The 21,387-nt window shown below is 36.7% G+C and carries 16 protein-coding genes and 2 pseudogenes; 1 reads left to right on the top strand and 17 read right to left on the bottom strand.

Going from position 1 to position 21,387, the window contains the following annotated elements; translation table 11 throughout:
* Positions 1 to 21 precede the first annotated feature (21 nt).
* The 17 genes and pseudogenes from yihA to HMPREF1040_RS01565 form a co-directional block, all read right to left on the bottom strand.
* A complete protein-coding gene (gene yihA, locus HMPREF1040_RS01490) occupies positions 22 to 636 on the bottom strand; it encodes a ribosome biogenesis GTP-binding protein YihA/YsxC (RefSeq protein WP_007392157.1) in 615 nt (204 codons plus the stop codon).
* Positions 637 to 644: 8 nt separating this feature from the next.
* Complete coding sequence (lon, locus tag HMPREF1040_RS01495) at positions 645 to 2,954, bottom strand: endopeptidase La (RefSeq protein ID WP_007392141.1); 2,310 nt, start codon at positions 2,952 to 2,954, stop codon at positions 645 to 647.
* Positions 2,955 to 3,025: 71 nt separating this feature from the next.
* Positions 3,026 to 4,258 carry an ATP-dependent Clp protease ATP-binding subunit ClpX gene (gene clpX, locus HMPREF1040_RS01500; protein WP_007392223.1) on the bottom strand — a complete coding sequence of 411 codons (1,233 nt, stop codon included), beginning with the start codon at positions 4,256 to 4,258 and terminating at the stop codon, positions 3,026 to 3,028.
* 19 nt (positions 4,259 to 4,277) lie between these two features.
* Positions 4,278 to 4,874, bottom strand: a complete 597-nt coding sequence (gene clpP / locus HMPREF1040_RS01505) for an ATP-dependent Clp endopeptidase proteolytic subunit ClpP (protein ID WP_007392237.1) — start codon at positions 4,872 to 4,874, stop codon at positions 4,278 to 4,280.
* An 18-nt stretch (positions 4,875 to 4,892) separates the two neighbouring features.
* Positions 4,893 to 6,227, bottom strand: a complete 1,335-nt coding sequence (gene tig, locus HMPREF1040_RS01510; RefSeq protein WP_007392191.1) for a trigger factor — start codon at positions 6,225 to 6,227, stop codon at positions 4,893 to 4,895.
* A gap of 231 nt (positions 6,228 to 6,458) precedes the next feature.
* Positions 6,459 to 8,289 (bottom strand): annotated as a pseudogene (gene glmS / locus HMPREF1040_RS01515) (glutamine--fructose-6-phosphate transaminase (isomerizing)).
* A gap of 280 nt (positions 8,290 to 8,569) precedes the next feature.
* Complete coding sequence (gene glmM / locus HMPREF1040_RS01520) at positions 8,570 to 9,925, bottom strand: phosphoglucosamine mutase (RefSeq protein ID WP_007392140.1); 1,356 nt, start codon at positions 9,923 to 9,925, stop codon at positions 8,570 to 8,572.
* Positions 9,926 to 11,527 carry an NAD(P)/FAD-dependent oxidoreductase gene (locus HMPREF1040_RS01525; protein ID WP_007392229.1) on the bottom strand — a complete coding sequence of 534 codons (1,602 nt, stop codon included), beginning with the start codon at positions 11,525 to 11,527 and terminating at the stop codon, positions 9,926 to 9,928. It lies immediately after the preceding gene.
* 13 nt (positions 11,528 to 11,540) lie between these two features.
* Positions 11,541 to 12,455 (bottom strand): YbbR-like domain-containing protein, encoded by a 915-nt coding sequence (locus HMPREF1040_RS01530; protein WP_007392194.1) that lies wholly within the window; start codon positions 12,453 to 12,455, stop codon positions 11,541 to 11,543.
* Positions 12,455 to 13,273 (bottom strand): diadenylate cyclase CdaA, encoded by an 819-nt coding sequence (gene cdaA / locus HMPREF1040_RS01535; RefSeq protein ID WP_036257327.1) that lies wholly within the window; start codon positions 13,271 to 13,273, stop codon positions 12,455 to 12,457. Before cdaA ends, HMPREF1040_RS01530 begins: the two co-directional genes overlap by 1 nt.
* 470 nt (positions 13,274 to 13,743) lie before the next feature.
* A pseudogene (locus HMPREF1040_RS07805) lies at positions 13,744 to 13,961 on the bottom strand (replication initiator protein A); the annotation flags it as partial.
* A gap of 321 nt (positions 13,962 to 14,282) precedes the next feature.
* On the bottom strand, positions 14,283 to 14,498 hold the full coding sequence (locus HMPREF1040_RS01540) for a glyceraldehyde 3-phosphate dehydrogenase NAD-binding domain-containing protein (protein WP_007392185.1): 216 nt from the start codon (positions 14,496 to 14,498) through the stop codon (positions 14,283 to 14,285).
* 179 nt (positions 14,499 to 14,677) lie between these two features.
* A complete protein-coding gene (locus HMPREF1040_RS01545) occupies positions 14,678 to 15,085 on the bottom strand; it encodes a cupin domain-containing protein (RefSeq protein WP_007392181.1) in 408 nt (135 codons plus the stop codon).
* Positions 15,086 to 15,115: 30 nt separating this feature from the next.
* Entirely contained in the window at positions 15,116 to 15,550 is a 435-nt protein-coding gene (locus HMPREF1040_RS01550) for an SNF2-related protein (protein ID WP_141557786.1), read from the bottom strand.
* Positions 15,551 to 16,059: 509 nt separating this feature from the next.
* A complete protein-coding gene (locus HMPREF1040_RS01555; protein ID WP_007392193.1) occupies positions 16,060 to 17,439 on the bottom strand; it encodes an MATE family efflux transporter in 1,380 nt (459 codons plus the stop codon).
* A 1-nt stretch (position 17,440) separates the two neighbouring features.
* Positions 17,441 to 19,915, bottom strand: coding sequence for a PEP/pyruvate-binding domain-containing protein (locus tag HMPREF1040_RS01560; RefSeq protein ID WP_007392152.1), 2,475 nt, complete (start codon positions 19,913 to 19,915; stop codon positions 17,441 to 17,443).
* Positions 19,916 to 19,938: 23 nt separating this feature from the next.
* Complete coding sequence (locus HMPREF1040_RS01565) at positions 19,939 to 20,526, bottom strand: TetR/AcrR family transcriptional regulator (RefSeq protein WP_007392267.1); 588 nt, start codon at positions 20,524 to 20,526, stop codon at positions 19,939 to 19,941.
* A gap of 513 nt (positions 20,527 to 21,039) precedes the next feature.
* On the opposite strand from HMPREF1040_RS01565, the gene mobC reads away from it, so the two are divergent.
* A complete protein-coding gene (mobC, locus tag HMPREF1040_RS01570; RefSeq protein ID WP_007392228.1) occupies positions 21,040 to 21,318 on the top strand; it encodes a plasmid mobilization relaxosome protein MobC in 279 nt (92 codons plus the stop codon).
* Positions 21,319 to 21,387: the final 69 nt, after the last annotated feature.

The raw sequence follows: 21,387 nt of genomic DNA on the forward strand, positions 1-21,387 counted from the left end.
GACAATAAGTCGAGATGCTTTTTACGCCAAGTGTTCTAAACATCGTTGCAATACCAATTGAGACCCTTGCCGCTTTAATGATGAATATAAAATAGGAGTTTCAGTTTGTGAAAATATTTCTTTATATAGGGACATATTTTTTTGTCGCTCTTTCGCCTTTAATTTATCTGCTTTCGTAGCAATCAATTGCACCTTAACAGAAGAAGTAATCAACCATTCATATGCTTGAATATCAATTTCAAGACCCGGATGCCGAGAATCTACTAATAGACATAATAAACGCAATGAAGGAGACGTTTGTACATATTCACGAATAAAATGGCTCCACATTTCACGCTGCTTAATCCCCGTCTTAGCATAACCATATCCAGGTAAATCAACTAAATAAAAAGGATGTCGCACTTCTTCTCCAACAGCACGCAATTCAGCCCGATAATAATTGATAGTTTGCGTTTTTCCTGGTGCACCACTTACCCGTGCTAACCCTTTATAATTACACAACGAGTTAATCAAACTAGACTTGCCGACATTAGAACGCCCTAAAAAAGCAATTTCCGGTAACTGCTCAGCTGGATATTGCTCTTTTTTCACTGCTGTCGCCGTATACCGAGCATTAATAATTTCCAATGACTCCATATGCACCTCTACACTAACGCTTCTGCCAACACTTCATCCATCGTTTTGACAAAAACAAAATCGACATCTTTCTTAACACTTTCTGGAATATCCCGCATGTCTCTTTTATTTTCCATAGGTAATAAAATTTTCTTTATACCCGCTTGATGTGCAGCGATAACTTTTTCTTTAATACCACCTACAGGAAGGACATTGCCACGCAAAGTAATTTCGCCTGTCATAGCCACATCATGACGAATCGTACGTCCCGACAAAGTCGATGCCAAGGCCGTTGCCATGGTAATTCCCGCTGAAGGACCATCTTTAGGAATTGCCCCTTCTGGCAGATGAATATGTAAATCCATCGTTTTATAAAAGTCTTCATCAATGCCCAATTCTTTTGCTCTACTACGAATATAAGTCACACCGGCACGTGCAGATTCTTTCATGACATCACCAAGTTGTCCTGTTAAGGTGAGCCCCCCCTTGCCTTTCACGGCAACGGCTTCCGTTTCCAAGATAACGCCACCAACTTGTGTCCAGGCCATGCCCGTAACACGTCCTACTTCATCTTTTTTACTGGCTTCTTCCGAACGGAATTTAACAGGTCCCAACATTTTTTCTAAATTTTTGACAGATACCGTCATTGCTGGTTTTTCTTGTAGTAAAAGAGACTTACCAACTTTACGACAAATTGCACCAATAGTTTTTTCTAAGTTCCGTACGCCCGCTTCGCGCGTATAGCCACTAATTAAATGATGCAAAACAGCATCAGAAAAAGTAGCCTGCTTTTTCGTCAATCCATTTTCATGAATTTGTTTCGGGACTAAATATTTTTTCGCTATATTTACCTTTTCTTCTTCCGTATAACTAGAAAACTCAATGATTTCCATGCGATCTCGCAAAGGATTGGGAATATCACTAATCACATTCGCCGTAGTAATCCAAAAGACCTTGGATAAATCAAATGGCAAATCAATAAAGTGATCGACAAAGGAATTATTTTGTTCCGGATCCAAGACTTCTAGCAATGCCGATGAAGGATCTCCACGGAAATCTGAGGTCATCTTATCAATTTCATCCAGTAAGAAAACAGGATTTTTAACGCCTACTTGTTTTAATCCTGCAATAATTCGACCTGGTAAAGCACCAATATATGTACGTCGATGCCCACGAATATCCGCTTCATCACGTACACCGCCTAAAGAGATTCGCACATATTTACGATTCATTGCACGGGCAATTGAGCGAGCAATGCTTGTTTTTCCCGTTCCAGGAGGCCCCACTAAACATAAAATAGGCCCTTTTAAAGTTTTCGTCAATTGCTTAACGGCTAAATATTCAATAATACGTTCTTTTACCTTTTCTAAACCGTAATGGTCTTCATCCAAGGCATTTCGAGCTTCTTGTAAATTTAATCGATCACGTGTTTCCTTTTTCCACGGCAATGCCAAAACCCAATCTAAGTAAGTACGCACAACAGCTGATTCAGCCATCATATTCGACATACCATCCAAACGCGAAACTTCCTTCAATAGAGGTTCTTCTATTTTCTTTGGTAGTTTTAGCTTGGCAATTTTTGATCGTAATTCTTCTATTTCAGAATCTCGATCAACCGTATCTCCCAGTTCTTGATGAATCACTTTTATTTTTTCACGTAAATAATATTCTTTTTGTTGTTGATCCATCTTTTCTCGCACTTCGCGGTTTAACGTAATTTCTAATTTCGCAATTTCAATTTCTGAATCAATAAATTTACGGACCAATTCCAACCGGTCCACCACATTCATAGTTTCTAAAATCTGTTGCCGTGCCACATAAGAAATTGGCAAGCGGCTGGCAATAAAATCGGCTAACCTGCCTGCTTCTGTAATATCTTTAGCCCGTTCTTCAAGGTCATCGGAATTACGTAAATTATCTGCCCACTTGACAAATTTTTCTATAACAGTACGACGCAACGCTTCTTCCCGTTGTGCATCATCATGTATTTCCTCTTGTTGTACGGCAATCATTTCAATATACTTTTCTTTTTTTCGCATACCTTGCAACTGTACCCGGGCAATACCATTGAGCATTACCCGTACGAGATCTCCCGGTAAACGCAATACTTGATCTACCTGTACAAGTGTTCCTATATCATATACATCTTCTAATGATGGCTCATCTTCATCTGGATCTATTTGTGTAGCAACAATTAAATAACGATTATCTTCCATTGCCGCATCAAGGGCTGCTAATGATTGTTCTCTGCCTAAGTCAACATGACTTAACCATTTAGGATAAACAACAATGCCACGTAAAGGAATAAACGGCAAAGTCATAATTGTATTTGTGTCCATGTACTCACCTTCTTCATTTTAAAATAAAACTCATTTCAAAAAGAGAAATGAGTTTTATTTTCACTGCTATATCAACTGCCTTGTTTTAATACCAGTTCTGGTTTCTGATTATCCGTTACACAAGACTTATTGACGATACATTTTTTGACATCCTTACGACTAGGTACTTCAAACATAATATCTAACATAATACGTTCTATAATTGAACGCAGTCCCCGTGCTCCCGTATTACGTTTTAAGGCTTCTTTCGCAATTTCTCGCAAGGCGTCTGTTGTGAATTTTAACTCAACATTATCCATTTCCAGCATTTTTTTATACTGTTTAACCAAGGCATTCTTAGGTTCTGTCAAAATATGTACCATGGCTTCTTCGTCTAAAGGATTTAACGTAACTAAAACTGGTAACCGACCTACCAATTCAGGAATTAGTCCAAACTTTTGTAAGTCCGTAGGTAATACCTCTTTCAAAGTTTCTTCCAACTTTTTTTTGCTCTTCGAGTGAATATCGGCACCAAAACCCATTTTTTTATCGGCCGTTCGTTTTTGAATCGTTTTTTCAATTCCATCAAAGGCCCCGCCACAAATAAATAAAATATTAGTAGTGTCAATTTGTAGCATTTCCTGACTCGGATGCTTTCGTCCACCTTGAGGTGGTACACTCGCAACAGTTCCTTCTATAATCTTTAATAATGCCTGCTGAACACCTTCACCAGAAACATCTCGCGTAATCGAAGGATTTTCAGATTTTCGTGAAATTTTATCAATTTCATCAATATAAATAATACCACACTGTGCTTTTTCAATATCAAAATCAGCCGCTTGAATTAATTTAAGTAAACAATTTTCAACATCTTCACCAACATAGCCAGCCTCAGTTAAGCTAGTTGCATCGGCAATAGCAAAGGGAACATCCAACAATCGAGCCAACGTTTGTGCCAATAAAGTTTTCCCGCTCCCCGTAGGTCCCAACATGACAATATTTGATTTTTGCAATTCTACATCATCTTTTTCTGTATTCGATCGCAATCGCTTATAGTGATTATACACCGCAACAGATAATGTCTTTTTCGCAGCTTCTTGACCAATAACATATTCATCCAATGTTGCTTTAATTTCTTTTGGCTTTGGTAATTCTTTCAAAGTAAAGCCGCTAGACTCTGCTCTCTTTTCTTCATCCATAATCTGTCGGGCCACCGATACGCACTCACTACATATATATATATTATCAGGGCCTCCAATTAACCGCTCTACTTCTTTTTTTTTGCGGCCACAAAAACTGCATCGCGGTTCTTCATTATGAGTCATCTGGTCCCCTCCCTTTTACCTACTGCTCTGGCTTCGGACGAGTTAAAATGTCATCAATTAACCCATATGCCTTAGCCGCTTCTGCCGTAAGAAAATTATCTCGCTCTGTATCCTTTTCAATTACCTCTAACGGTTGTCCCGTATGAGCAGATAAAATACCATTCAATTCTTTACGCATTCGCAATATTTCACGTGCATGAATTTCAATATCCGTTGCTTGTCCTTGTACACCGCCCAACGGTTGATGAATCATAACTTGAGAATGGGGCAAAGCAAATCGTTTTCCCCTTGTACCAGCAGCTAATAACACGGATGCCATACTTGCAGCCGAGCCAATGCATATCGTAGAAATATCGGGTTTAATATACTGCATCGTATCATAAATAGCTAACCCTGCCGTAACAACGCCACCTGGACTATTAATATACAAATAAATATCTTTATCAGGATCTTCTGCTTCTAAAAACAGCAATTGTGCAATCAACACATTCGCCATATGATCCTCAACTTGTCCACTCAAAAAGACAATTCTATCCTTTAACAAGCGTGAATATATATCGTAACTACGTTCTCCCTGTTCCGTTTGTTCTATTACCAAAGGGACATACATATTCATATTAGGCACCTCCAGACATTATGCTTCTGGTTTTTCTTCTGGTTTTTCTTCAACCTTTTCATTTGTATCAATAGCTTGCCCTAAAATAAAGCTAGCTGCTTTTTTGCGACGAACAGATTGAATAAGCAGTGGAACCCGATGTTCTTTAACAATAATTTTATATACTTCTTTAGGATCAGCACCAAAATTTTGTGACATCGTAAAAATTTCAGCATTCAAATCTTGTTCTGTTACATCAATATTTTCTGCTTTAGCGATACATTCTAAAACCAAATCCATTTTGACATTTTCTTTGGCTGGTTGAGCGTATTGTTCTTTCAATTTTTGAATATCCTGTTTTGTATATTTTAGATACGCATCCATATTCATGCCTTGTGTTTCTAATTTCATCGCCATTTCATCGATCATCTGATCCACTTTATTGTCAACCATCACTTGCGGAATATCTACTTCGGCGTTTTGAATGACCGTCTTTAATACTTCATTATTAAATTTTTCTACAGCTTGCAATGATACTCGTGCAAAAATACGTTTACGTAAATCTTCACGTAATTCTGCAATGGTTTCAAATTTTCCTGCTTCTTTAGCAAATTCATCATTTACTTCAGGATATTCTCTCCGCTTTACATCTTGTACAGTAACCGCAAAAACAGCTTCTTTGCCAGCTAAACTTGCTTCATGATATGTTTCAGGGAAAGTTACCTTAACATCTTTCGATTCGCCCGCTTTCATTCCCACTAACTGTTCTTCAAAACCGGGAATAAAACTGTGTGAACCAATTTCGAGCGGATATGCTTTTCCTTCGCCACCTTCAAATGCAACTCCATCAATAGATCCTTTAAAATCAATGATGGCAAAATCTTCATTTTCAATAACCGTTCCTTCTGGTGCCACTAATAACTTAGCATGTTGTTTTTGTAAATTTTTTAATTCTTTATCAATATCTTCATCGGTAATATCAACAACGTCTTTACCAATCTTAATTCCCTTGTATTCTCCTAATGTAACTTCTGGTTTTTTAGTTACCGTAGCTTCAAAAACAAAATCGGCACCCTTTTCAGATGAAATAATATGAATTTCTGGATCTGTTACGGGTTCAATAGCTTGTTCGCTTAATGCATCGGGATAGGCCTTATTCATAATGGCTTCTTCAATTTCCTGTTTAACAGCCTCTTTTCCAAGAAAGCTTTCCAACACCTTCCGTGGTGCCTTACCTTTACGGAATCCAGGAATATTCACTTTACCTGCTAACACATTGCAAGCGCGGACAGCAGCTTTAGCAGCTTCCTTTTCCGGTACTTCAATATGCAGTATTACTTGATGCCGGTCTACTTCATTAACTGTTACATTCATTATAAATATGTCCTCCTTATGGGTCATGCCCTACCTATTCTCTAAAATATTATATTACGTTCTCCATAATATCATATTTTTACTCTTTTTACAATAAATAAAACAGCCCTTTTAAGTATATTTTCTTTTATTATTCAAAACGATATTATCTTAACCCTCAAAAAAAAAGAAAGAACCAGTTTATATAAAAACACTACTAAAACCGTTCTTTCTTTATAGTCTATTTTCTCATTATTCAACAGTCACACTTTTAGCTAAATTACGAGGTTTATCTACATCATTTCCCTTTACAATCGCCGTATAATAAGCTAATAATTGCAAGGGTATCGCCGATATAATCGGCACTACAAACGAATCACTCGCAGGTATAGTAATGATAGAATCAACCGTTTTTTGTACTTCCGTATCACCCGTTTGTACGATCCCTATCACCCGTGCCTCCCTTGCCTTGACCTCTTTAATATTACTAATCATTTTCTCTTCTACATCTTTTTGTGTAGCTAACGCTATCACCGGCATTTCCGGTACAATAAGTGCTAATGTCCCATGCTTTAATTCACCGCCAGCATACGCTTCTGCATGAATATAAGAAATTTCTTTTAATTTCAAAGCACCTTCCATAGCTAATCCATAATCCATGGATCTCCCAATAAAGAAAGTATCTTCTTTCTGCTTAAATGAATTTGCCAAAGACTTTATTTCTGTTTCTTGGTCAAATATATGCTGACATTGTTCGGGAACACGTTGCAAATCGCGAATAATTTCCACTTCCCGTTCATGATCTAATGTTCCTTTTTTCTGCCCCATATATATTGCTAATAGCAATAATGCAACAAGCTGTGTTGTATAGGCTTTTGTCGAAGCTACCGCAATTTCTGGTCCTGCCCATGTATAAATCACTTGATCAGCTTCGCGCGAAATAGATGAACCAACAACATTAGTAATAGCTAATGTACGTGCACCTTTTCGTTTTGCTTCTTTTAATGCCGCTAAGGTATCAATCGTTTCACCGGATTGACTAATGCTAATGCTTAACGTTTTACTATCTGTCAACGGATCACGATAACGATATTCCGAAGCAATATCCACTTCTACGGGTATACGTGCTAATTTTTCTATAAAATACTTCGCTAATAAACCTGCATGATAAGCGGTACCACAAGCCGTAATCATAATTTTCTGAATAGACTGTACATCCTCTAAAGTCCACCGCAATTCATCAAATTGAATTTGCGTTTTTTCCGGAGTTATACGACAACTTAATGTATCGCGAATGGCCTTGGGCTGCTCAAAAATTTCTTTAAGCATGAAATGATCAAAACCGCCCTTTTCAGCCGCTTCAGCATCCCAATTAACAACAAATACTTTCTTTGAAATAGGTACGCCTTCAAAATCAGTAACCCATACACCATCTTTTTTGACAATGGCAATTTCTCCATCATTCATAATATATGTATTACGAGTATACTTCAAAATAGCGGGAATATCCGAAGCAATATAATTTTCGCCTTCTCCCAGGCCAATAACCAATGGATTATCTTTTTTACAGCATATAATCCTATCTGGATCTAACCGACTCATAAACACTAGCGAATAGGACCCTCGTAATCGTTTCAATACCTTCCGCACCGTATGTTCAAAATCACCATCATATTCATCAGCACATAAATGAGCAACAACTTCTGAATCTGTTTCTGATTTAAAAACATAGCCTTTTGCAAGTAGTTCTTCTTTTAATTCCATATAATTTTCAATAATGCCATTATGAACAATCGCAAAATTGCCCTTTGCATCTACATGCGGATGAGAATTAACATCCGATGGACCCCCATGTGTTGCCCAACGCGTATGACCAATACCTATCATTCCCGCTACAGGATGCTGATTCACATCCTCAATTAAATTAACAAGTCGTCCCATTTTTTTTTCGCACACTAATTTTTTGGTCATGATATACGGCAATCCCGGCTGAATCATATCCCCGATATTCTAATTTAGACAACCCCTCCAGTAAAAAATCAGCCGCATTGCGCGTACCAACATATCCAATAATGCCACACATATTGTAACCTCCTAAAACTCATCATACAAACTATATGAGTTTATTCTCACTCCCGTAACAGATTTGTCCCTCTTGTTGCCAAAAGGTTTTGCCATTTCCTAACGACCGGAGTTGCCGAGAGGTATCCGCTGACTTTTCGATACACCTCTTCCTCGTCTACCCAAAGGGTACCAGCGCTATCCATTTTACGAAGGATTTCCAAACGCCTGCAAAAAAGCAGAAATAGAGTAATATTACTCCATTTTCACATTTTAATATATTTACTTATAAGGGTCAATACCTACTTACTATGCCCCATTTCATGCTCAATAACCACCGCAATATCATCAACAATATGTTGTAATTGTTCTAGATCCGGACCTTCTGCCATAACGCGGATAAGTGGTTCTGTCCCCGATGGTCTTACTAAAATTCGCCCATCGTTGCCTAATTCTTCTTCGCCCGCTGATATAGCCGCCATAATCAAATTGTTCTTTTCCCAGCCCGACTTGGTTTGCACCATTACGTTCTTTAATATTTGCGGATACCTAACCATCATTGCACCCAATTCTGATAATGGCCGGTGCCAATGTTTCATATTGCGTAATACCTGTACAGCTGTTAACAATCCATCGCCCGTCGTATTATGTTCAAGAAAAATGATATGCCCCGATTGTTCTCCCCCAATAGAGTAACCATCTTTTCGCATCCGTTCTAATACATATCGATCCCCCACAGCCGTAACAACACTTTGACAACCATGTTCCTGCAACGCTTTATGAAAACCGATATTACTCATAACAGTACCTACTACGGTTTGCTTATTCAACTTCCCCTCTTCTTGTAACCGCAACGCACATAGCAGCATAATCTGATCACCATCTAAGGTATTCCCTTTTTCATCAATAATCAAACAACGATCCGCATCACCATCATTAGCAATACCAATATCAGCACCTGTTTCAAGCACTTTTTTACGTAAACTTTCCATATCAGTTGAACCACAGTGCTCATTAATATTAATACCATCTGGCTCATGATGAATAGAAATTACTTCCGCCCCTAACCGTTCAAACAAGACGGGACCAATAAAAGAAGCAGACCCATTTGCCGCATCATGTACAACTTTTAAGCCTTTTAATGTAACATCACACGTTTTAAATAAAAAATCGGCATATTCTTTTTGTAAATCGCTCCATACGGTAATCGTTCCTATATCACTACCGATTGGTCTGCTTTTAATTCCCGTTCGTTCATCTTTAAGCATAAACTCTTCAATCAAATCTTCTGTTTTATCCGGCAATTTATAGCCATATGCATCAAAAAATTTAATACCATTATATTCAAACGGATTATGCGAAGCGGAAATCATAACCCCTGCATCCATATGATGAACCCGTGTTAAATAAGCAATAGCTGGTGTCGGAATCACCCCCGTCATATAGCAATTTCCACCAGCTGATGCAATACCAGCCGCTAAAATACTTTCAAGCATCGTACCTGAGCGACGTGTATCACGACCAATCAAAAATGTAGGATGTTCTTTCTCTCTTCCTAAAATATATGCTGCCGCTCTCCCCAAATGATATGCTAATTCCGGTGTCAATGAATCATTCACTACACCACGTACACCATCTGTACCAAACAATCTAGCCATTTACTTATCCCTCCACGGTTTAAATTTACTAATAATTTCTAAGGCGGTTTCCATGCCATCTAAAAAAGCACTCATAATACCTCCCGCATAGCCTGCACCCTCCCCTATGGGATATAAGCCAGGCGTTGAAATAGACATACGATCTCGCCCTCTCTCTAACCGAACGGGTGCACTCGTTCTCGTTTCCACCCCTGTCATCACCGCATGCGGAGCAGCAAAACCGTTTATTTTGCGGTCAAAATACGGCAAAGCCTGCATAAGCGTGCGGGATACAAATGGAGGCAATACCTGATGTAAATCCGTCCAAGTTATCCCTGGTCTATATGTATGAACCCCTTGTGCTACCCCCTTATCTAACTGTAAAAAGTCACCCACCGTTTGTGCCGGTGCTCGATAAATGTTACCACCTTGTACATATGCAAGCCTTTCATATTTACGCTGATAAGCCACACCGCGTAATGGATCATCCCCTGCAATATCTTGTGGTGTAATATTTACTACCAAAGCACTATTCGCAACTCCACTATCACGGCGATATAAACTCATACCATTCGTCACGACTTGCTTTTCCTCAGACGCAGCTGCCACAACTATCCCGCCGGGACACATACAAAAAGAGTAACAATCTCTTCCCTCGGGACTATGATATACCAGTGCATATGAAGCCGGTTCCAATCCAATATCTGTTGCTGCTGCACCATATTGACTATGATCAATCACGGCTTGTTCATGTTCTATCCGTACCCCCATAGCAAACGGTTTAAAATTCATTGCCACGCCTTGACGTTGCAACATATAATACGTATCTCTAGCACTATGACCAATGCCTAATACAACCACATCCGTATCATATGCAGTCGTGCCATTAACCACTACACCCGTGAGATTTCCTTCACAATTACATACTATATCGGTCACACAACTTTCAAAACAAACGTTTCCACCCGCTTGAATAATCAAATTTCTTAAATTTTTAACAACTACCCGTAACTTATCTGTACCAATATGCGGATTATAAGCATATAAAATCTCCTTTGGTGCTCCTGCTTCCACTAAAATATTTAAAATCTCACGAATAAGCGGATGATTAACACGCGTAGTCAATTTACCATCCGAAAACGTACCGGCTCCACCTTCACCAAATTGTACATTCGACGCCGAGCGAAACTTACCCGTTTGCCAAAATTCCTCAATATGTTTTGCCCGTACATCGACCTCATACCCTCGCTCTAATACAAGTGGTGCATACCCTTCACGAGCTAAAACTAATGCCGCTGCCAAACCAGCCGGTCCCATACCTACCACAATAGGTCTATGGGCAAAGGTACTAGTGCCATGTATAATAGCTCGTTGCGAGGGTTCTTCATAGACATGAATATCATTATGATTGCCCACATTTTGCCGAATTTTTTCTTCATTACGAACCTTAACATCTACCGTAAATACAAGATAGAGATGAGGTTTACGCCGGGCGTCAACAGAACGTCGTACTATACGTAACGCTAAAATATCTTGTTTTTTACACCGCAACCGTTTTGCCACCAACACGCTTAGCTCTTTTTGTAAGGGTACCTCTGCACGAATATTACTAATTCTAAGCACACTCGACTCTCCTTTATGACTCATTTTTCCGAAGTGTAATATGAACAGTATTAGGAATAACCGTAAGACCATTCGCGAAAGGAATATCTACTTGCCACCGCTTATTATCCCCTCGTCCCGTTACATGAATGGGCGGTAAATCCAATTGTGCAAAAGGAACAATCGTGTTTTCTGCACCGCGAATCGTAACCGTCTTCGGAGTTACCTCAAAATCACTTTGTTGTATACCCGCAGGCAAATTTCCCTGCATATGCACCACTACGGGAACCTCTTTACTAACCCCATCATGACCAATCGTAATAGCCACACTGCTTTGCCAAGGTGTAATCGTTACGCCATCCACTCTCGTATCATTAGCACGAACTAATTTCACTGGTGCCATCGCTGTAAAACTTTCTGCTCCCTCTGGCAACGTTACTTCTACAATCGCTTTATCTACTTGACGAAGAAGCCGAGCCGCACCACTAATCGTAACTTTTTCCGGCAACACCGTAATTTGTTTCACATACGATGTATTCGTCAATTGCCCTCGCAACCGAGGTTTAACTGCAATTTCTTTTACTGCATACAAATCAACTCGGATAGACGCACGTACCGTTCCCTGCTTTTTTAACTCCGTACCAGCCGGAATTTCAACATGAATCGGTACTTCTGATACGCCTTCTTTAACTTCGCCTAAATCTACATAAGCTTTAATCATTGATGGATCCACATTAATAATTGTATTACGCGGACCTGCTAAACGAACGTATACCGACCGCGGAACATCAGAGGCGATATAACGCGAATTCAAATTTTCTACCACAACAGGCACTGTATAACTACCTTCACTCATCGGATTTTGTTCCCCGATAATAGCAAACCACAATACAATTGCTACAAATAAACAAATTAATTTTACTTGCCATTTCTTTTCTATTCGTATCATTACTTTAAGGGCCTCCATTTTAAAATATTTACCAAGCCCTGCGGTGCGGGACGCAAAAAATTAAGCAACACTTTATGTAAACTCTTTGCCTCTAAATGACGATAAATATGTCCTCCATACGTATACGAAATAGCACCCGTTTCCTCACTCACAACTACCACAACAGCATCCGTAATCTCACTAATACCAATCGCAGCACGATGTCTCGTACCTAACTCTGTAGATAAAGAACGATCCGACGTCAAAGGGAGTAAACACCCAGCAGCCATAATTTCATTTTCCCGAATAATAACTGCGCCATCATGTAACGGCGTATTGGGAATAAAAATATTTCCCAGCAATTCCCTCGACACAATACCTTGAATAAAAATACCCGTATCAATATAATCATTTAAACCAACTTCCCGTTCAAAGACAAGCAATGCCCCTGTCCGCGTCTTAGATAAGGATTCCGTTACCGCTACTACCTCATCCACTAAATGTTCCAACTCTTCTGCATTAATCACTTGTCCTGAACGAAATAAATGCCCACGACCAATTTGCTCTAATGCCCGACGCAATTCAGGTTGAAAAACAACAGGCAATGCTACCAAAATAACCGTCATTCCTTGTTGCAACAACCAATTAATAACATGTAAATCTAAAACCTTGCTGACCACCGTAACAATACCTAAAACCAAAAGTCCTTTGATTAAAGCAACGGCACGAGTATTATAAATCAAATAATATAATTTATATAAAACAAACGCAACCAATAAAATATCAATAATATCCAATAATCTAAAGCTACTAATCAATCCCTGTAATGGAAAATACATGGACATGGTTTTCTAAACCCCCTACGACGTATACATAATATAATTTATTATAACACACATACTTTAAGTATATAACCTATTGTCTAAAGTCTTATTAATATGCCTTACACATATATTTTCATATGCACTAATGATACATACCAACCTTCTTAGCTTTGCCAGAATAACTATATACTGCCAAGGCAATGCTACCGCACTTTTTAACACCACCGCTAACATATACAACAATCTAATATTAGCCACGAAACAGTATAAACTCACTTCTATTATAGGTATTATAACAAGAATGACAATTTTTTTAAATCCTCACCACGAGTCTTTCTCCTTTCTGTTATATTCCTATCCTTTTATATCATTGCCACCACCTACATAATCAAAAAATCTATGCGTAAATATTAAAAACCGCCTACATCTATAAGCGGTTTTATGTTGTATTTCGTAAACATTAAATAATAAAACGATACCTTGGGATCTTGATAAATTCTGTTATTTGCTTTCATATATGACGACAACCTACCAATATATTCACTAATTCTGCTTCCTAACTCATCTGTTAAGTCCTTGTATTCTTCATCAGTCAAAAATATGTTTTTATATATTCCATAAGGCTTTTGCCCTTTCTAAAATTATTCTTTCTTAACTCAATATTACTAATATTATTATAATTACTCTCCGATTTTCGGAAGTCTGGACTTCGGCTTATCGGGAATCAGAGTTTGTATTATTAGTTATATTTAAAATTTATATATACTCACTTCCTAGAAAAAAAAACAGCCTTTTAAGCTACTCCTATAGAAAGTACAACATGAGTTTATCTTATTTTTGTATTTCCTCATACCAGTTGCAAAACTACTCTTACGTCCATATAATTTTTCTGAGTCTTTTCCGGGTATAATAAAACCGCGAAGACCAGTCTTAATTTCAAAAATCCTAACCAAGTTGTATCGGAATACTTCTCAACGTGTAACATATGTGTTGACAACTAAGATAAAAAAATACGATGGTACCGTCAGGAACCTTGCACTGAAATCAAAAAGGCCGCATCAAAGGAACCGTCGTGATCCCACGTACCGTGTACGGTATCGAATTTTAATAAATCCGCCATAATCGGTCCTACCGAGCGATTATGGACGGCGGCAATTTCCACTTCCGCATGTGCCAACGAAGTCCGAAAGGTACATCTGCCGATACGACCGAAGCCGCTGATGCCGATTTTTACTGCCATTATACATCCTCCTCACAGCACACATAATTATACGCCTATGTATTTCATAATTCCACTATAAAATATACACGTACAAGCCTCTCTGGTAAACGATTCTATAAAAATCTCCTCCAAAAATACGGCCGTTTGCAAGTAAAAAAGCCCTCTATTTAATAAACAGAGGGCCGGAAAAAGCGTGCTTATTTATTTTCAATTAAAGTTACAAAGACTATACTGTCGGCGGCGGCAACTGCCTGAATGTAATTTTGCCCGTTGAATTTCAACATTTTTCCCGGAACGACTTCATAATTTTCTTTGCCGTTAATGCACACTTTCATTTGTCCTTTGACTACGGTAAAGAGAACCGTGGCACCCGGATGATGATGGCGGGGAATCACGTCGCCTCGTTGCAAGACTTTTTTTACCACCTTGAACGACGATTCATTAAATACTAACCCCGTTTTTTCTCCTATAACGGCATGCACGGCAGTCGTTGCCTGCGCCGTTGCATCGACCGGCGTCGCGGCAGCGGCCCATGTACTACCGCCGACCGATGCTGAAACAGTCGCCGAAACGGCTAAAACGGAAAGAACTTTTTTAAGATTCATACTGCGTTTCCTCCTATATAATAATCATTATCATAATAATGTTATCATGTGCCGCCCTTTCCCGTCAATACACGACAACAATCGGGACGCCTTTTTTGCCCTCCTCCTTTCCGGTCCCGCCCGGTGCGTCGCCGAAATATAAAAAGAGGAACCAAACAGTTCATCTATTACGCCCATATCAAAGTGAAACGGCACACCGCTTTTCGTAACCAACCAATCCACATTCTCCCGATTAATGATGTAGATATGCACCGGTGTCCGTAATGCCTGTAATCGTTTCTTCTCTCCGCCGGTTACTACCGAATAGGTTAAATGCTTTAAATGCTCCCATTTCCGTATTTCTTCGGGCCATGTGGTACTTGCCACCCTAAGCGGGGCAATAACGAGGGTGCGGGAAACCTCAAAGGAATCCAGCATCAGTTTTTTTATAGCCGTAAGGGTAATGACACTCTTACCTAACCCCATCTCCAACAAAATGGCCGAAACGATTTAAAAACATATTACAATGCCGCAAAAGCTAAACCCCTTTTATGCAGATTATTCAGTTAGTGTGTCACCAAACATCTCGATAAATTGATTTTTTTACTTTGGTAAGTGAATTAAATTTGAAATATGCTAATCTCACCTAATCAATTTCAAGAATATTCATACTTCAAAGTGTTTGGATTTTTATAGAAAGATGACAAAATCCCCTCACTTTATAAAGTAAAATTTGCCCTCTTTGGTAATCAGAATTTTTATTTTTATATAGTATTTTTGAGTTTTAATGATTAACTTGAACATAAAAAAGGACTTATGCTATTAGACATAAATCCTCTGAAATAAAATAAATTTGTTTTTTACCTATAATTTAAATTTATTTTTTATGATAATTACCAGTATCAAAAAGGTCTGTAAATTTTTTCTATACAAGCATTAGACCTAAAATAATGCATAGTAATTTTCTCCAACTATTCAACCTGTTGTTAATTCATCTAATGTATATTTCCTTCGTTTTTTAGTTCATTTTTTATTTTATAAACAACAATAACAGCTAAAACAAATGACAAAATATCCGCTATTGGTTGGAGCAAATATATCCCAAACTTCCCATATAAATTAGTAAGTAAATATAAAAGAGGGATGTAGAAAATACCTTGCCTTGAAATCGAAATTATCAACGACCAAAAATATTTACCTATGTTTTGCATCAACATACTACTTATCGCATAATAGGCTAACAATGGGATTGTTATACATTGCATTCTAAGTAGTTTCACTCCTATAGAAATAACTTCACTATCTTTAGACATCGCAATAACAAAATGTTCCGAAAAAATATATAGCACCACTGCTGATATAATCAAAAATATAGTTCCAACAACAACTGTCAAATTAAATGCTGATCTAACTCTGCCATATTTTTTTGCACCATAATTCATTGCACAAATAGGTTGAAACCCTTGCCCCCATCCAATCATAATCATATAAGCTATGGCAACTATTCTTGAACTAACGGTTAAGGCTGCAATAATACTGTCCCCAAAGTTCGCTGCAACTCTATTCAATAAAATGAGAGAAACACTTGTAATTACTTGCCTTGAAAAGTTAGGCATTCCTCCTACAAGAATATGGTATATGCGTTCTTTACTACATTTGACATTTTTCAAAGAAACAGGAATATTACCATTTCCTTTTGCCAACATAGTAAGTGCAATACACGCAATTATTTGACCTGTCAAAGTTGCATATCCAGCTCCAACAAACCCGAACTTGAATATAAACATAAATACAGGATCAAGAATCATATTGCTGAACATTCCTAAAAGTAAACCTATCATTCCATCTTTTACATTTCCACAAAGTCGTAATTGATTATAAATAGTAATTGAATACAGACTAAATGGAACGCTTATTATAATCACCTTTATATACTGAGTAGTAAATTTAAATAAATTAACAGAAGCATTCCCACCAATGAACTTTGTCAAGTCTGATATAAAAATCCACGACAGTATAGCTATCAAAAATCCACTTATAATAGAAAAGGCTATTCCTATGGAAGAAATAATTGTTGCCTCTTCTTCATCTTGTTCTCCAAGTTTTTTAGACATAATATTACCGCTACCATATCCAAACCAAAAACCAATAGCCTGAATAATACTCACGAAGCTAAAAACAACACCAATAGCGGCTGTCATCGATTTATCATTTAAAAGTCCGACAAAAAATGTGTCTGTCAAATTATAAATAACCATAATTAGCATACCAACAATTGTCGGAACAGACATTTTTACTATCAAAGGTAAAAGTGGTTCACTTAAAATCTTTTGCCTTCTCAATTCTTTTTGATCTATTTGATTTTTTGATTTCATATCAGCAACCTTTGACCTCGCCGGTATTACCATCTACTTGTATGGTATCTCCGTCTTTGAATTTGGTAGTTGCAAAACCAACTCCAAGAACTGCCGGTATATTATATTCTCTTGCAACAATTGCAGCATGGCTCAAAGCAGAACCTGTATCTGCCACAACAGCACTCGCCAGCTTAAATAATGGAGTCCATTCAGGATCTGTAAGATGACAAACTAATATATCTCCTTTTTTCATTTTATAAAATTCTTTGGGACTATTTATTAAACACACCTTTCCAACTGCAATGCCGGTGCTTCCACTTACTCCCTTTAAGACATCTCCATCTGTTTTAAAAATCAATAACTTTGAAGCTTCCCAAACTTTTACTGCTAAAGGAAATTTTTCGTTTCTCCTATTTATTTTTTCCTTATCTGATTCATTTAAATTACCTCTGTTAATTGCTTTAAGCAGTTCTTTATGAAAAAGATTAGCCACTCCAGTTTCTATGTTTTCATCACCCAAGAGTATAAAGTTAATTCTTCTAACACACTTTCTCACATAATAAAATAGTGTTTCCCACAAATATTGACTTTCTTCACGAACCACATGAAAATATCTAAAATATTTTATCTGTTTTTCTACATCCTGATACTTTCTACCATAGATTTCCTTTACGCTCTCCATAAGCTTAGAAAAATCCTTTATATCGTTACTTTCATTACTATTTTCATTTAATATGGGGCGTAATATATTTATCAGCCTATCAGGATCCTCAAGAAATGTTTTTGCAGATAAACAATAACAATTATAATCAGATTTAAAACCATTATCTTTCATAAACTCATCTGATATATTCTTAAAATCATTAAACTTTTTATATAATTCCTCAAAATTATCTCCGGAAATTATTGCTTTTTTTAAAGCTTCATTTTTTCTTATCTCACGAGCCATTTTATAGACATCATTTGTAACCACTGATGTTTTATTATCTAAGCCCCAATAAAAATCAAATGATGAATAATTGCTATTTACTTTTTTTATTATTTTGGTAAATTTCTTGCTATTTAAAACTGATGGAAATAATGCATATTTGAATCTATCATAAGCAAGCTTTTGCAAAAGAACATAACTTTCTTCTAAGAAATTTCCACACTCCGTCAATGTCATATTTTCAAAATTTAAGTGCTTGATTTCTTCTATTTCAACTTCATATATATTCATAAAATCTTTGCACTTCTTATAACAGAACTCAAAATCTTTCATGTTCTTTAAAAGATTAAAAAATTTAAAAATATTCTTTCCAATTCGCTTTCCGTCATCAGAAAAAGTTTGTATACCATCATCATCTATAATTGGATTTCTTGGTAAAATAATTCCACCTTCTGACAAAATGTTTACTTTCTGATCATTAATTGCCATCAAATAATCGAAATCAAGGACTCTATGTGCAAAAGGCATTTTTTCTAAAAAGAATGACATTACTTCTTGTGTATCCTTTTTGATTTTTTTACCCTTTATATACTTCTCTATTAAATCATTGCCGGTTATATCATTCTTGGAATTTTTTAATGTGGTAATCGCTCTCGCTTGTAAAATATAGACAATATCATTTTTGATAGCCCATTCAATATCCATAGGCATACCATAGTGTTTTTCAATCTCTAAACCGCACTTCATAAGTTCAAGTATTTCTCTATCATTTAATGCACGAGTTTTTCTTTTATCAGAGTTTACCGATACTTCAACAGTTTCCTTATCCCCGTATATAATCTGAGTTTCCTTGCTTCCAATGTTTACTTCAATTATATTTCCTGATTTGTCAATAATGTAGCTATCCGCTGTAACTCTTCCGCTTACAACGCTTTCTCCTAAGCCGAAGCTTGCATTTATTTGCATCTCATTTTCTTTTTTGTTTACCGGGTTTACAGTAAATAAAACTCCTGATTTTTCACTCTCTATCATTTCTTGAATAACAACTGCAATAGAAACTGAAGTTTGATCATAACCTTGATGAAATCTATAGCTTACAGCTCTATTCCCCCAAAGTGAAGCATAACAATTACGCACCCCATTTAATACACTTTCAATACCTTGAACATTTAAATATGTTTCTTGTTGTCCTGCAAAACTGGCATCCGGTAAATCTTCTGCCGTTGCTGAAGAACGCACTGCAACTCTTGTATTATTTCCAAGATTAAAATATTTTTCTCTTATTGCATTTTCCAATTGCTCAGGAAATTTCCCGGACTTTATCTTTCCTCTAAAATGCTCAGCTTCATTTAGAAGTTTTCTTTCATCATCTACTGATTTTTTAATTCCATTTTCAATGAGGATATCAATAGCATTTACTTTTAAAAAATCTCTATATGCGTCTGCTGTTATAACAAAACCACTTGGAACATTTATTTTAGCCGAAGTCATTTCTCCAAGATTAGCTCCCTTACCTCCAGCAACTAATACATCTTCCTTTTTTATCTCATTAAAATCCAGAATCATTGCTATCACCTTCCTTCTTACAATTAAATTTCTATATATCTAGAAACAATGCTTTGTATATAAATATTAAGCACTTCCTCAAATGTATCTTCATTAAAATGGAAATAATTTGAACATAGAACAAAGCTTCCTACAAAGGCATTTGATAAACCTTGCTTGTCTACGCTTTTTACTACATTGTTTTTGTACCAATAATCTATTAACCTATCCAAAAAATCCCCATATAGATTTTTCACTTTCTTTGAATCTTGACTCGCAAATATTCTAAATGCCTCTTGATAAATTTGCTGATTTCTAATTTTCTCAGTCATGTCTATTGAATACTTAAAAATTACCTCTGAAAGGAATTCTTTAGGATTCGTAAGTGAATTTGAAAATTCTTTTTCAATGTTCTCCAATTTTTGTATTGATCTATATGCCATTAAATCAATGACAAGAGATTCTTTATCTTTCCCAAAATTATAGAAACTCCCTTGAGCTATTCCGACTCTTTTTGTCAATTCCGAAATGCTAAGTGATTTTGTCCCCTTCTCATGAAATAAATCAAGAGCTGTTTCCATAATACTTTCTTTGATTTTTATCTTTTCTTCTTCTGTAAATGCCTTTCCCATATTTTTATCCTCCGAGAGTAGTTTTTTATCTATGAATTTCATAATTTTTATTCATAGATATTATAACTCTTCTTCCTGACCATATCAATGAATATTATTTTTTATATTCACAGATAGCCTCAAATTAAATACATCATTATAATTTGGTATAATATAGCTATAAATTCAAAACTTGCTTAACGCTTGATATCTAATTTATTCTTATGTAGCAAGCACAATAAGTGTACGGACACTTACGAAAAAATTAATGGAGCAGACCTTTACGGCATGCTCCATTTTTTTACGCACCTAACCACACGAAAGTTTACTTGAGTGTTTGGTAGGTGCTATGCAAGGACTTCCCAAGAACTAATATAATTAGCGATTGGTTGAAGTCTACTGCTAATTTTTACCTTGTACCCTCGCCTAATTATCTCTACAACTCAAATAAATTTTCGTTGGAGATAATTGGCTGGGGCAAACTCTTAGGGAGAACCCTAAGACCCCGAAATATATTTTATAAAGGAGAATAAAATGGCAAATAGATTTAGAAATGAAAGAATAGAAATAAAACTAACCAAAGAAGAAAAAGAGATTTATGTAGTAGATTTAGAACCATTTAGAAACCTACAATGGCTACTTTCAAATGCCACAAATAATATAAACCAGATTGCAAAAGCTACTAATACAACTGGCATTATTTACAAAAATGAAATCGAATCGATGAATAAACAGATAGAAAAATTATCAAGAGAAATATGGCAGATCCATTCCCTACTTCTTAATAAAGCAAAAGAAAGTTCTGGTGATTAGTATGGCAATTACAAAAATACATCCAATAAAATCAACACTTAATCTTACCATTTCATATATTGTTAATAT

This window comes from Megasphaera sp. UPII 135-E, from assembly GCF_000221545.1.
Taxonomy (GTDB): Bacteria; Bacillota; Negativicutes; order Veillonellales; family Megasphaeraceae; genus Megasphaera; species Megasphaera hutchinsoni.

Coding starts and splice junctions, on each gene's coding strand:
- HMPREF1040_RS01550 (WP_141557786.1), bottom strand. CDS start 15,550: ATGGGGTTAGGTAAGAGTGTCATTACCCTTACGGCTATAAAAAAACTG.
- yihA (WP_007392157.1), bottom strand. CDS start 636: ATGGAGTCATTGGAAATTATTAATGCTCGGTATACGGCGACAGCAGTG.
- mobC (WP_007392228.1), top strand. CDS start 21,040: ATGGCAAATAGATTTAGAAATGAAAGAATAGAAATAAAACTAACCAAA.
- lon (WP_007392141.1), bottom strand. CDS start 2,954: ATGGACACAAATACAATTATGACTTTGCCGTTTATTCCTTTACGTGGC.
- HMPREF1040_RS01555 (WP_007392193.1), bottom strand. CDS start 17,439: ATGAAATCAAAAAATCAAATAGATCAAAAAGAATTGAGAAGGCAAAAG.
- glmM (WP_007392140.1), bottom strand. CDS start 9,925: ATGGCTAGATTGTTTGGTACAGATGGTGTACGTGGTGTAGTGAATGAT.
- HMPREF1040_RS01565 (WP_007392267.1), bottom strand. CDS start 20,526: ATGGGAAAGGCATTTACAGAAGAAGAAAAGATAAAAATCAAAGAAAGT.
- HMPREF1040_RS01530 (WP_007392194.1), bottom strand. CDS start 12,455: ATGATACGAATAGAAAAGAAATGGCAAGTAAAATTAATTTGTTTATTT.
- HMPREF1040_RS01560 (WP_007392152.1), bottom strand. CDS start 19,915: ATGATTCTGGATTTTAATGAGATAAAAAAGGAAGATGTATTAGTTGCT.
- cdaA (WP_036257327.1), bottom strand. CDS start 13,273: ATGTATTTTCCATTACAGGGATTGATTAGTAGCTTTAGATTATTGGAT.
- HMPREF1040_RS01540 (WP_007392185.1), bottom strand. CDS start 14,498: ATGGCAGTAAAAATCGGCATCAGCGGCTTCGGTCGTATCGGCAGATGT.
- HMPREF1040_RS01545 (WP_007392181.1), bottom strand. CDS start 15,085: ATGAATCTTAAAAAAGTTCTTTCCGTTTTAGCCGTTTCGGCGACTGTT.
- clpP (WP_007392237.1), bottom strand. CDS start 4,874: ATGAATATGTATGTCCCTTTGGTAATAGAACAAACGGAACAGGGAGAA.
- tig (WP_007392191.1), bottom strand. CDS start 6,227: ATGAATGTAACAGTTAATGAAGTAGACCGGCATCAAGTAATACTGCAT.
- clpX (WP_007392223.1), bottom strand. CDS start 4,258: ATGACTCATAATGAAGAACCGCGATGCAGTTTTTGTGGCCGCAAAAAA.